We start from the raw sequence: 12,585 nt of genomic DNA on the forward strand, positions 1-12,585 counted from the left end.
GGCACACCCGTCATCCGGGAGGTATCCATTTCCACATCTCCACCACCGTGCCGCGGTCCGGGTCGGAGTCCACGACCAGCCGATCCATCAGGCGGCCGGCACCGGGAAGCCCCAGCCCCAGACCGCTCCCCGTCGAATATCCGTCTTCAAGCGCTCGTTCAACGTCCCCTATACCCGGACCGCGATCCTCCGCACACACGACGAGAGCTTTTCGTCCCTCCCGGTCGCCGACTCCGATCCGGATGGAGCCTCGACCGGCGTAGCTGGTGATGTTGTGAGCAACCTCGGCGATCGCCGTGGTGATCATCGTAACGTCGGCCAGCGAAAATCCCAGTTCCCGCGCCCGCAGCCGGCCGGCATCCCGGGCCGCCAGGATGTCGTCGGAGTTCTCGATCTCGATGACGGTTTCGTCCCGGTCGTCGCGGGTCACCGATCCGGCCCCCGACCTTCGCGGAACTGCCGTGGGAGCAATATCACCCTCTCTTCGCTACGGGCCCGGCCTGCGCTTTCGGTTCGGCCTGCGGTGCGGCATGGGGCGCCGACGGGGATGGTGCGCGAATCGCCGCCCCGAGACTAACCTGATCATCACGAGCACGCCGGAACCGCGGAGTTCGACATCTCCGTGGCCATGCCGCAGGCTAGGCTCGCGGTATCAGCAGTGCGGGTCACTCCCAGGAAAAAGGACGGCCGTTGTCAGCTACCGGAGCACTCACCACATCGGTGGAGCATCGCGACGATTCAGCGGTCCTGCGGGTGCAGGGCGTCGTGGATCTGGCCACCGGGGATGCGCTGCAGCAGGCGATCGACGATCTGATCGCGACCAGACCCTCGGCACTCGTGGTGGATCTGTCCGCGGTGGACTTCCTGGCGTCGGTGGGATTGCAGATCCTGGTCGCCACCCATGAGCGGCTGAGCCCGTCGGCACGGTTCGCGGTGGTGGCCGACGGACCGGCGACCAGCCGCCCGATCCAACTGACCCGGCTCGACGAGGTCATCGCGCTCTACCCCACGCTCGATGAGGCGCTCTCCGGGGTGCGCACCGGGGAGCGCGCCGAGTAGACCCGGCGCTCGTCGCACGGTGTTATCGGACCGATACACCTCGGTCATCTCATTTGCCGTGTTCGGCCGATAACCTGGGCCGGTCCGTGTATCGGCCCACCTGAAGGGTCCTTTATCAGCAGTAGGAAACGAGATGACCGTCCGCCGAATGTGTGCTGCGTTGTTCGTCGCAGGGTGCGTTGCGGCTGGTGTGATCTTTCCCCCTGCAGCGGTGACCCCTTCAGCCGCGGCAGCCGTCCACAACTGGACCGGCCGCTACGTGATGATCAGCTACGCCAGCCAGAAGCAGGGCACCAGCATCGCGGCCCGGCAGGCCGAACCCGATTTCAGCGCCGGCTACGTGTTCGTGACGAACTGTGCGGGCGGGACCTGTGTCGCCACCGCGGTGCAGGGGCCCGCACCGCAGAACCCGACGATTCCGCGGCCGCAGCGCTACACCTGGGACGGCGGCAAGTGGCTGTTCGTCTATGACTGGCAGTGGGACTGCTACCGCGGCGACGGTCTGCCCAAGGAGTGGGCCCCGGCCCGGTCGTGGGCGTTCTATGAGCCGCAACCGGACGGATCGCTGCGCGGTATGTGGCACACCGACATCGAGGGCGGCGTGTGCCGCGGCAGTGTGGTCATGCCCGTGGCCGCCTATCCGGCCTGAGCCAGCCGGGCGGCGGCGGCGGTGATGCGCTCGTCGGGTGCGGTCAGCGCGATCCGCACATGCTCGGCGCCGCGGGGGCCGTAGAACTCCCCGGGCGCCACCAGGATTCCACGCCGGGCGAGCCAGTCGACGGTCGCCCGGCACGGTTCGCCGCGGGTGGCCCACAGATAAAGCCCGGCCTCGGAGTGGTCGACGGTGAAGCCGGCCTGCTGCAGCGCCGGCAGCAACTCCCGGCGCCTGCGCTGATAGCGCTCGCGCTGCTGCCGTTCGTGCGCGTCGTCGTCGAGTGCGGCCACCATCGCGGCCTGCACCGGGGTGGGCACCATCATGCCGGCATGCTTGCGCACCGCCAGCAGCTCGGCCACCAGGGCCGGATCCCCGGCGACGAATCCGGCCCGGTAGCCGGCCAGCGACGATGTCTTGGACAGCGAATGGATGGCCAGCAGATTGGTGTGGTCGCCGCCGCACACCGTGGGGTGCAGCACCGACACCGGCGTCTCATCCCAGCCGAGGCCGAGGTAGCACTCGTCGGAGGCGACGATCACCCCGCGGTCGCGGGCCCAGCCGACCACCTTGCGCAGGTGGTCCACGCCGAGCACCCGGCCGGTGGGGTTACTGGGCGAGTTCAGGTAGATCAACGCCGGGGTCTGCGGTCCCAGCTGGGTCAGGGAGTCGGCCCGGAACACCCGCGCGCCGGCCAGCCGGGCGCCCACGTCGTAGGTCGGGTAGGCCAGCTCCGGGACGACGACCGTGTCGTCACCGCCCAGACCGAGCAGTGTCGGCAGCCAGGCGATGAGCTCCTTGGTGCCGATCGCCGGCAGCACCGCATCCGGGGTCAGGCCGGTGATGCCGTACCGCCGTTCCAGCGCCGCGGCGGCCGAGGCCCGCAGGGCGGGGGTGCCGGCGGTGGTGGGATAGCCCGGTGCGGCACTGGCTTCGGCCAGCGCTGCCCTGATGACCGGCGCCACCGGATCGACCGGGGTGCCGACCGAGAGGTCGACGATGCCGTCGGGGTGCGCACGGGCGGCCGCGGTGGCGTCGGCCAGGGTGTCCCACGGGAACTCCGGCAGCCTCGCCGAGACCCGGTTACGCAGTGTGGGGCGCGACGTCCTCAGTCCTCACCCTGCGGCGGCAGATCCTTGACCGCCTGCGGATCGTTCTCGGTCAGGCCGACCTTGGAGGCGCCACCGGGCGAGCCCAACTCCTCGAAGAAGTCGGCGTTGATCTGGGTGTAGCCGGCCCACTGATCCGGCACATCGTCTTCGTAGTAGATGGCCTCCACCGGGCAGACCGGCTCACACGCCCCACAGTCGACGCATTCGTCGGGGTGGATGTAGAGCATTCGGGCGCCCTCGTAGATGCAGTCGACAGGGCACTCCTCGATACACGCCTTGTCCTTGACGTCGACACAAGGTTCGGCAATGACGTACGTCACGAAGTCTCCTCGATCTCCTGTCCAGTGTGGGGCTGCCAGCTGGTGGGGTCTGAAGCCGTTGCCCAGTATGCGATGCCGCTCCTGGGACGTGCGTCTCAGTGTGCCCTAACCCGCGCACCGCCCAGTTAAGGGTGGCGCGTGGTTACAGATACTAACCGTCGCGGTTACCGGCCCAGTAACGGGAGTCACCCTTTCGCGGCGCACTCGGGCCGCCGCGCGAACTGACAAACGCCGAGTGTCGGGTTCGTGTCGCGCCGCCGGACGCGAAACGTGCACGAACCCGACACTCGGCCGAGCCGATCAGGCGTCCTGCTGCTTGACGGCCTCGATCTCGAGGGTGACGGTGACCTTGTCGCCGACCACCACGCCGCCGGTCTCCAGCGGCGTGTCGATGTCGATGCCGAAGTCGCGCCGGTTGAGCACCACCGAGGCCTCGAAGCCGGCCACCTCCCCCTGGCCCATACCGGGGTTGACGCCGTTGAACTGCATCTCGAGGGTGACCGGGCGGGTGATGCCCTTGATCGTGAGGTCACCGTCGAGCAGATAGTCCTCGCCGTCGCGGCGCAGCCCGGTGGAGACGAACGTCGCGGTCGGATGGTTGGCGACGTCGAAGAACTCGGCGGACTTCAGGTGTGCGTCGCGCTGCTCGTTACGGGTGTTGATCGAGTCGATGTCGATCTCGGCCCGTACCGATGCGGTGCCGTCTTCGGCGACCTCGATCGCGCCGTTGAACCGGTCGAAGGTGCCGCGCACCTTGCTGACCATGAGGTGGCGCACGCTGAATCCGACGGTCGAGTGGACCGGGTCGATGTTCCAGGTACCTGCGCTGAGTCGGGTTTCGGCTGCCGTGGTCATATGACGTCTCCTTCACACTCGGGTTGACGTGAATCTGCGAAAAAAGCGGAGTCCTCGTCGACCCGCTGTCCCGCATAACCGGACCACGGTCCAGTTTTATTTCTCGGCCCGGGCCGGACATGGTGAAGCCCTCCCCTCCGCGGCGGGGGATCCGCGGAAGGGAGGGCTCTGGTGGGGGTTCTTCGAGAACCTCAGCGGGTCAGTCGTCGTCCCCTGACGTGTCCAACCCGCCGCCCGTGCCACCGCCGGCTGCGACACCGGCGGTGACCTTGGTGGCGCCGCCGGCGTCCTTGCCGTCGCCTCCACCGGCCTTGGGCGAGTCGGTGTCACCGCCGCCGAGGCTCGGCGACTCGGTCACCGGCCCGTTGACCCGCACCTCGTTGAGGACCGGCTTCTTGACGACCGAACCGGTCACCAACTTCTCGGTGCCGCCGATCTTCTCGACGGGGGCCTTGTCGAGGACCGTTTCCACCTCGCCGACCGCGATCTCGGTGAGATCCAGGCCCTCGCCGGCGGCCACGTCGACCGGCACCAGGTCGGCGACCGGTGCGATGGTCACATCGGTGACGGCCACAGCCGACCGCCCCTTCCCGGGCTTGCCGGGTTTCATACCGTCCTTACCCTTGTCGTCACGCCTGTCGTCCCCGTCCTTGTCCTGATCCGTCTGGCCGTCGTCCGGACCCTCGTCGGACTCACCCACATCCACCGGGGCGCCCGCCTTGGCGTCCATATCGACGGGACCGCCACCGCCCGGCCGCTCGACGAAGTCCTGGGCGGCGTTCTGGGCGCTGATGATGACGCCGTCGATGGTGCGGCCGATCTGTTCCAGCGGGGTACGGATGACCTCGGGCAGCAACCCGAGGACCGCCGCGATGATCGGCTGGAAGCCCTCCCGCGCGGAGTTGATCGAGTAGTTGAGGAAGGTCACCGCCTGCCGGCCGAAGTCCAGCGGGTTCGCGATCACCGCGCGGACCGCTTCGCCGAGCAGTTCGGGCACATCCCCGATTCCGGCGACGAAGTCGGTCACCGCGGTGCGCATCGCTTCGATGACTTCCTCGATGTCACCGATGCCGGGCAGCAGCCCGCCGATGTCGCCGATCCCCGGCAGCAGACCGTCGAATGTGGCCGGCGCCGCCAGCAGCGCCATGCCGTCCATCTCCTGCGGCGGCGGCGACGGGATGAACGGGTCGATCGGGTCGGGCAGCACACCGAGGACGGTGCTCACGACGTCGAAGAACACGTCGCGCGCACCCTCGATCAGTCCGCCCACCAGCGGCACCCCGGCCGCCGCGTCGACCAGCGGGTTGATCAGCCCGGCGATCAGCGAGCCGGTCGGCGCGAAGACGCCGGACACCAGGTAGGAGAGCAGCCCCGGGATGTCGCTCGGATTCTCGATCGCCGCGCCGAAGGTCGCGGCGAGCATCGCGGGCATCCCGCCGAGCGCGGTGAGGGTGTTGCTCACCGACGCACCCAGCGCCTCGGCGAGCGTTTCGATGCCGCCGACGATGTCGCCGATCAGGCCGGGCAGCGGGGCGCCAGGCACCAGCGCGGCGAATCCCGCGGTCGGATCCGGCAGGAATCCGAGGAAGCTGGCGATCAGCTCATTGATCTGGCCGGACACCTGGTTCGCGAGGTCGCGCAACGGTTCGGGCAGCACGCTCGTCGCCAGAGCCAGGTGCGGCGTGAGCTGCTTGATGAAGGAGGTCGGGCTGTCCACTCCGGGCGGAGCGAAGGCCAGATGCACCAACGCGCTGAGCAGGCTGGGGATCGCGCTCGGGTCGGCGATGCCGGCCGCCACGGCGGTCACCAGGTATCTCGGCACGGCGCCGACGCCGGAGAGGATGACGTCCGCTGCCATGCCGCCCGCACTGCCGAGCAGGGCGATGTTGGCGAGGAGGTCTTCGACCACGCCGGCAGGTTCGACTTCCAGCGACACCGCCGGCGGCGCGGCAGCGCGAACCATGGTGTCCGGCGGCAGTGCAGTAATCGGGGTGACGGCGATGATGCCGGCTCCGACGATTGCTACACCGGTCGTCATATAGGACTTGAGCTGTACGTCCATGACTTTGCTCCTGTGTAGTTGTTAATGGGGGCAAGAAAGCAATCTAAGCCAGAACCACCGGGTTTTCTAAGGTTTTTCTTCGTTTTGCGACGGATATTTTCGCTAGTAATAATATTTGCTATAGCGGATTCTTCGCTGGCTTCTCCAGACGTTCACCGTGATTGCTGACCCAGCAAACATCTGAGCCTGGCAAACAAAAGACCCCCGGCCCACCCCGGCCGGGAGCCTCGAGATCGGCCGCCCCGTTTGCCCGACCGTCACACGGATTCGAGAAACCGTGATCAACTGCGCACTGTGCCCACCGCAGGACCTTTGCCAGATCTGCATGTCGTCGATGTGACAACACACGTGGACCCAGCTACCGCCCGGACATCGGCACCCCAGCGCCCACCGAGCCGGGGCAACCGCGGCAAGCGTAGGACGTGCAGAGCCGATAGTTAACTAACGTCGACGTAAATAGATCGTGGTTATCCCAGAAAAATCCCGGGTACGGACGTGCCGGAAGCCCACAGCCAGCAACGCGATTTCGGCGTGCGCACGACCGCTGAGCGACCGTCAGCACGCCGAAATCGCAGTTTGACGCGACGGTGTTGCTAGGCGGCGAGTGGGGTGTAGGTGGTGGTGCGTTGCCGGGCGGGCCGGCCGATGCCTTCGGCGATCGCGACGAGTTCGGCGACGGTTTTGGCCGATCCGTGTTCGGAGCCGGCCATGCGGGAGATGGTTTCCTCCATCAGGGTGCCGCCGAGGTCGTTGGCGCCGCCCTGGAGCATCACCTGGGTGCGTTCCACACCCAGTTTCACCCAGCTGGTCTGGATGTGGTTGATGCGTCCGTGCAGCATGATGCGGGCCAGGGCGTGCACGGCGCGGTTGTCGCGGTGGGTGGGTCCGGGCCGGGCTCCGCCGGCCAGATACAGCGGTGAGCTCTGGTGCACGAACGGCAGCGGCACGAACTCGGTGAATCCGCCGGTGCGGTCCTGGATGTCACGCAGGATGCGCAGATGCCCGATCCAGTGCCGCGGGGTGTCGACGTGGCCGTACATCATCGTCGAGCTGGACCGCAGCCCGACCTCGTGGGCGGTGGTGACGATCTCGATCCACATCGAGGTGGGCAGCTTGCCCTTGGTCAGCACCCAGCGCACCTCGTCGTCGAGGATCTCCGCGGCGGTGCCGGGAATGGTGTCCAGTCCGGCTTCGCGCAGGCTGATCAGCCATTCCCGGATCGACAACCCGCTTCGGGTGACGCCGTTGGCGATCTCCATCGGCGAGAACGCGTGCACGTGCATCGACGGCACCCGCGCTTTGACCGCGCGGACCAGATCGGCGTAACCGGTGACGGGCAGTTCGGGGTCGATACCGCCCTGCATGCACACCTCGGTGGCGCCGGCGACGTGGGCCTCCCAGGCCCGGTCGGCGACCTCCTCCACCGACAGCGAATACGCGTCGGCGTCACCTTTGCGCTGGGCGAACGCACAGAACCGGCACCCGGTGTAGCAGATGTTGGTGAAGTTGATGTTGCGGTTGACCACGTAGGTGACGTCGTCGCCGACGGTGTCGCGGCGCAGCGAGTCGGCCAGCGCGGCAACGGCATCCAGCGCCGGTCCGTCGGCGGTGGCCAACGCGAGGTATTCGTCGTCGGTGCAGCCGGCCGGATCGCGTTCGGCCGAGCGCAGCGCGGCCAGCACATCGGTGTCGATGCGTTCGGGGGCGCGCGCGGTCAGCTCGCTGATCTTGGCGCGGATCGAGTCCCAGTCGCCGAAGGCCTCACCCAGATCACTGCGGGTCCGGGTGTGTCGCCCTTCGGTGTCGATCGCGGTGTGCAGATCCACCCGGCCCAGCGAGCCGGCGGCCTCATCGGGTTCCTGCCAGGGCCGCCCGACCGGGCGCACATCGCGGGCCAGTCCGGTGGCCGGATCGGCCAGGGCGTCGACGTGGGCGCGCACCCGCGGGTCGATCCAGGCGACCCCGGCCTGCACATAGGCCGGTTGGGCGGTGAGCCGTTCGGTCAGCTCGAAGCCGGCCTCGGCGGTCACCGCGGCCAGCTCATCCAGCGCCGGCCACGGCCGTTCCGGGTTCACATGGTCCGGCGTCAGCGGCGACACCCCACCCCAGTCGTCCACCCCGGCGCCGAGCAGCGCCAGACATTCGCTGCGCGACACCAGGTTCGGCGGCGCCTGAATGCGCATCTTCGGGCCCAGCACCAGCCGCGCGGTGGCGATGGTGGCCACGAACTCCTCGAACCCGGCGTCCGGTGCACCGGCCATCGCGGTGTGCTGTTTGGCCCGGAAGTTCTGCACGATCACTTCCTGCACATGGCCGAATTCCTTGTGCGAGCCACGGATCGCGTGCAGGGTCTCCGCCCGTTCCCGCACGGTCTCGCCGATGCCGACCAACAGCCCGGTGGTGAACGGGATCGACAACCGCCCGGCGTCATCGAGCGTGCGCAACCGCACCGCCGGATCCTTGTCCGGGCTGCCGTAATGCGCCATCCCCTTGGTCTCGAACAGCCGCCGCGAGGTGGTCTCGAGCATCATCCCCATCGACGGGGCGACCGGTTTGAGCAGCGACAGCTCCGACCAGCTCATCACCCCGGGATTCAGATGCGGCAGCAGACCGGTCTCCTCCAGCACCCGGATCGCCATCGCCCGCACATACGCCAGCGTCGAGTCATAACCCCGCTCATCGAGCCACTGCCGGGCCTCCGGCCAGCGGGACTCGGGCCGGTCCCCCAGCGTGAACAGGGCCTCCTTGCAGCCCAGTTCCGCACCCCGCCGGGCGATCTCGACGATCTCGTCGGGCTCCAGGTACATGCCGCGGCCCGCAGCCCGCAACTTGCCCGGCACCGTGACGAACGTGCAGTAGTGACAGGTGTCCCGGCACAGATGTGTGACCGGGATGAACACCTTGCGCGAATACGTCACCGGCAGCCCTCCGGCCGGCCCGCGCCGCCCGGCCGATTCCAGCCCGGCGTCGCGCACCCGCGCCGCGCTGGCGCACAGATCGGCCAGCGCCTCGCCGCGGGCCGTCATCGCGATCGCCGCCTCGTCGACGTTCAGCACCATCCCGTCGCGGGCCCGGCGCAGCACCCGACGCAAACCAGCCGCACTCGGCGCTCCCCCACCGGGCCCCGCAGCACCGGACCCGGCCGCGCTGGGCGGGGGCGGAACCACCGGTTCGGGCAGATCGACACCGCGCTGAGGATTCACAGCCACCGGCGGCGGACTCCGGTGCGCTCTGAGATCACTGAGCCTGGCATACCCGTCACAGTAGTCCGCGCCCCGAGACCGGTGCCCGGTACGGGTGCGGTTGACGGTGGAGAGCCGACCGGAGTCGACGCCCCGGCCTGAAAATCGGCCCCGGGAATCGACCCAGGAAATCGACCCCGGGAATGGGCTGAAATCCGCTCGAGATCGGGAGAAAACGGTGCCGTCACTTTCGTTCTCGGCGCCCTGCGACGTTAAGGTTGAGTCCGGTCGGGGCGCATCGGATCGGGTCGTGTCAGGGCGTGTCAGGGAAGGAATATGGCTGCTGTCCGGACTTCTGTCCACTCATACCTGCTGGCCGGGGTGGCCGCCGTCGGCGCCGCCGCCGTCGCGTTCGCCCCGGTGCAGGCGCTGCCGCCGGACATCGCGGTGACTGCCGAGCAGCCGGTTCTGGATGCCTCGGCGTCCCGGGAAGCGGTTGCGCTGCTGGCCGCCGTGCAGGGGCTGGCGGTGCGGCCCGCATCCCCGCCGGTTGCCCCCACCGCCCCCACACCCGACGAAGTGCAGGCGGCGGTGACGGCGATACAGGAGCTCGCCGCGCCCGGCGCGCCCGCAACGACAGCTGCGGCCGACTCCGCGATCGAGGTGGGGACGGCGGCGTTTCCCGGCGCGGCGAACGCGATCAAGGACGTCTACAACCTGATCGAACCCTACGTGGCCTGGGGTGTCGAGGTGGCCCAGTGGGCGGTCGGCTGGGTGCCGTGGGTGGGTCTGCTGTCCGGTCAGATCGGCATCTTCTACACCTTCGGTGAAGCGATCGTGTACAGCGTGGTCTTCAACGTCGCGGATTGGATCGGCGGAACGGTCGGCTTCGGTGAGGGTCTGGCCAATATCGCCGCCGCCACGTCGCAGGCGGTGACGGATCTGATCCGCGACGAGATCAACTGGGTGCGCAGCTTCTTCCCACCGCTGCCGCCGCTTCCGCCGGTTCTCCCGGCGGCCCTCCCGATGAGCCTCCCGACGAGCCTCCCGACGAGCGAAGCCCACCCGGCCCAGCAGGTCGGGATCGCGAAGGCGGGTGCCGCAGCCGAGGTGGCGGGATCGCCGACGGCGACCACGGTCGTCGAAGGTGACCTGCCGGCCGATGAGGCGCCTGAGCCGCCGGCCCAGGCTCAGCGACAGCCGGTGCAGCGCGGTGCTCTGCTCGCGGAGACCGACCCGGTCGAGGACGATTCGTCGGCGCCGGACGCCGGGGAGAGCCCCGCCCCGGGCGTCGACGTCCGGCCCGGACCGCGCCCGGGCACCGCGCTTCGCGACTCGCTGCAGGAGGTCGCCCGCGCCGCCACGGCGAGTGTGGAGCGGGCCCGCGGGGCCGCCGACCGGACGGACCGGCGGGCCGGGGGCGCCACGGTCACCAAGAAGCCGACGGCCGGGGCCGCGAAACCCGGTGTACGCAAAGTCGCCGGCGGCGACTGACCCGAACGGCGACTGACCCCGACTGCGACGGACCCGAACGGCGGCTAGGCCGTTCGGCGCTTCAACACGACCGTCGGCGGGACCATCCCGCACACCAGCAGGATCAGCAGCGCCAGCGCGCCGAGGCCGCTGGAGCCGAACATGATGTTGCCGCCGGGACCGCCGAGGGTGAACACGCCGACAGCGGCCAGCCAGGTCCACATGGGCAGCGCCGCCAGTCGCACCGAGTCGGTCCACAGCAGCGCGGTCCATACCAGGGCGACGTTCAACGCCCCGCTGAGCACCGCGCTGACCGGGAAGGGGACGACACCGATCCGCAGCGGCAGGAAGAACACGGCGAGGATCGCCGAGAGGATGCCGTTGACCGCGAGCACGCCCAACACGATCGCCGGCGTGGCGCGGCCGAGCGCCGAGGTGGTCAGGTCGGGATGCTGTCGAGCAGTCCGACCAGCGAACCCACCACCCACTGGAAGTTGTCCAGGCGGTCCTGCCAGTGCTGCAGGTTCGGGTCCAGATCCGGGTCCATGGACGTTCCCCTTCACGCGTCGCTGATGTAGGTGGAGCCTACTCGGTCGCCGGGCCGCTGTTCCAGGGGCGGCTAGTCCAGGGTGAGACCTGCGAGCAGGTCGGTTTCGAACCCGCGGGCGTCGGTCGGACCCTTGCTGCCGGACACCAGGATGTAGTGCTCCTCGGCCAGGATCGGCATCGCGATGTTGTTCGACAAGGTGAAGGCCTGCTCCCCGGGCGCGACGGTGACCTGGGTGGCGTGCGCCTTGAGCGCCGCGATCTTGGCGGGCAGGCATGCGGTGGTGTCGATGACGGCGTCGATCCGCTCGTCGGGATAGCCGAACGGCACGTCCTCGATCGACACCCGGATCCAGTCCGCGGGGACGTCGCCCAGTTGGCGGAGGCCGGCGTCGATGGCGCTGCGGGCGTGGACCGTCCAGTAGAACTTCGGTACCTGCCACGGTTGGTCGGGATGGCCGTCGTCGGCGCCGGCCGCCGCCACGGCCGCGGTGGTGACGCGGTGCGCCTGGATGTGATCGGGATGCCCGTAACCGCCGTTCGGATCGTAGGTGACCACGACGTGCGGCCGGAGGCGGCGGATGATCCGGACGAGGGCGCCCACCGCCTCGTCAATATCCGCGTCGATGAAGCGCGGATGGTGCCGGCGCGGGGTTCCGACCATCCCGGAGTCGCGCCAGCGGCCGGCGCCGCCGAGGAACTCCGGTTCCTCCACGCCGAGCGCCTCCAGCGCCCGGGTGAGCTCGCAGATGCGGTAGCCGCCCAGTTGGTCGGCGTGGTCGACGGCGAGGCGCGCGTACCGGTCGCCGATGACCTCGCCCTCTTCCCCGAGCGTGCAGGTGACGACGCGGACGTCGGCGCCGCGGGCGGCGTAGTGGGCGATGGTGCCGCCGGTCATCAGCGTCTCGTCGTCGGGGTGGGCGTGCACGAACAGCAGGCGGGGTAACGCATTGGGGTCCATCGCGCGCCACGCTACAACGTGTTTCCGCCCGCTAACTCCCCTACGTTCCGTCGTGGCGTTGCTGTGTCCGTCTCCCGGTGCCTGACAGGTTCACCCGGCACGATTGTTCTCAGCTTTCTCTCCGCTCACGGTCGCCCCGGCGACACGGCACCGCTCACGCGTTGTTCTCACCTGGACCGATGTCGCTGGAACCGGTCCGCCGGTTGTCGAGTCCGGCTCTCGCATCGCTGCGAACCGAGCGGGAGAGCGCGAGATATGCCTGCTACCAGCGCTTGCGCCGGATTGCCCCGGTGACCGGGCTGCGCTGTACGGCGCCCGCAGTCCGGCGCAGCCGGATTGCCGACCAGGGCGAGGAAGGGCGAG

At 69.0% G+C, this 12,585-nt stretch carries 11 protein-coding genes; 3 read left to right on the top strand and 8 right to left on the bottom strand.

Features of this window, described 5'->3' with window-relative positions; translation table 11 throughout:
* Nucleotides 1–10: 10 nt before the first annotated feature.
* Nucleotides 11–430 (bottom strand): ATP-binding protein, encoded by a 420-nt coding sequence (locus CKW28_RS16930; protein ID WP_003926037.1) that lies wholly within the window; start codon nucleotides 428–430, stop codon nucleotides 11–13.
* 260 nt (nucleotides 431–690) lie between these two features.
* On the opposite strand from CKW28_RS16930, the gene CKW28_RS16935 reads away from it, so the two are divergent.
* Nucleotides 691–1,059 (top strand): STAS domain-containing protein, encoded by a 369-nt coding sequence (locus tag CKW28_RS16935; protein ID WP_040547084.1) that lies wholly within the window; start codon nucleotides 691–693, stop codon nucleotides 1,057–1,059.
* Nucleotides 1,060–1,192: 133 nt separating this feature from the next.
* Nucleotides 1,193–1,708 (top strand): Rv2253 family sensor-like surface protein, encoded by a 516-nt coding sequence (locus CKW28_RS16940; protein ID WP_081475514.1) that lies wholly within the window; start codon nucleotides 1,193–1,195, stop codon nucleotides 1,706–1,708.
* Here CKW28_RS16940 and dapC read toward each other — a convergent pair.
* The 5 genes from dapC to CKW28_RS16965 all read right to left on the bottom strand — a co-directional run bounded on the left by dapC (nucleotide 1,696) and on the right by CKW28_RS16965 (nucleotide 9,269).
* The gene (gene dapC, locus CKW28_RS16945; protein WP_220096801.1) at nucleotides 1,696–2,802 is read right to left on the bottom strand and encodes a succinyldiaminopimelate transaminase; all 1,107 of its coding nucleotides are present in this window, start codon (nucleotides 2,800–2,802) and stop codon (nucleotides 1,696–1,698) included. The two genes, CKW28_RS16940 and dapC, sit on opposite strands and share 13 nt — an antisense overlap.
* Before the next feature lie 17 nt (nucleotides 2,803–2,819).
* Nucleotides 2,820–3,143 (bottom strand): ferredoxin, encoded by a 324-nt coding sequence (gene fdxA / locus CKW28_RS16950; protein WP_003926041.1) that lies wholly within the window; start codon nucleotides 3,141–3,143, stop codon nucleotides 2,820–2,822.
* 300 nt (nucleotides 3,144–3,443) lie between these two features.
* On the bottom strand, nucleotides 3,444–3,998 hold the full coding sequence (locus CKW28_RS16955; protein WP_003926042.1) for a YceI family protein: 555 nt from the start codon (nucleotides 3,996–3,998) through the stop codon (nucleotides 3,444–3,446).
* A 199-nt stretch (nucleotides 3,999–4,197) separates the two neighbouring features.
* On the bottom strand, nucleotides 4,198–6,060 hold the full coding sequence (locus tag CKW28_RS16960) for a hypothetical protein (RefSeq protein WP_131588044.1): 1,863 nt from the start codon (nucleotides 6,058–6,060) through the stop codon (nucleotides 4,198–4,200).
* Nucleotides 6,061–6,653: 593 nt separating this feature from the next.
* Entirely contained in the window at nucleotides 6,654–9,269 is a 2,616-nt protein-coding gene (locus tag CKW28_RS16965; RefSeq protein WP_040547090.1) for a bifunctional FO biosynthesis protein CofGH, read from the bottom strand.
* A 309-nt stretch (nucleotides 9,270–9,578) separates the two neighbouring features.
* Between CKW28_RS16965 and CKW28_RS16970 the strand changes: the two genes are divergently transcribed.
* Entirely contained in the window at nucleotides 9,579–10,736 is a 1,158-nt protein-coding gene (locus CKW28_RS16970; protein ID WP_157997572.1) for a hypothetical protein, read from the top strand.
* A 44-nt stretch (nucleotides 10,737–10,780) separates the two neighbouring features.
* Here CKW28_RS16970 and CKW28_RS16975 read toward each other — a convergent pair whose 3' ends face one another.
* Both CKW28_RS16975 and mshB read right to left on the bottom strand, forming a co-directional pair.
* Complete coding sequence (locus CKW28_RS16975) at nucleotides 10,781–11,119, bottom strand: hypothetical protein (protein ID WP_050811979.1); 339 nt, start codon at nucleotides 11,117–11,119, stop codon at nucleotides 10,781–10,783.
* Between the two features lie 215 nt (nucleotides 11,120–11,334).
* A complete protein-coding gene (gene mshB / locus CKW28_RS16980) occupies nucleotides 11,335–12,222 on the bottom strand; it encodes an N-acetyl-1-D-myo-inositol-2-amino-2-deoxy-alpha-D-glucopyranoside deacetylase (RefSeq protein WP_003926048.1) in 888 nt (295 codons plus the stop codon).
* Between the last annotated feature and the right edge of the window lie 363 nt (nucleotides 12,223–12,585).

The sequence above is a fragment of the Mycolicibacterium thermoresistibile genome, from assembly GCF_900187065.1.
In the GTDB taxonomy this organism is placed as follows: Bacteria; Actinomycetota; Actinomycetes; order Mycobacteriales; family Mycobacteriaceae; genus Mycobacterium; species Mycobacterium thermoresistibile.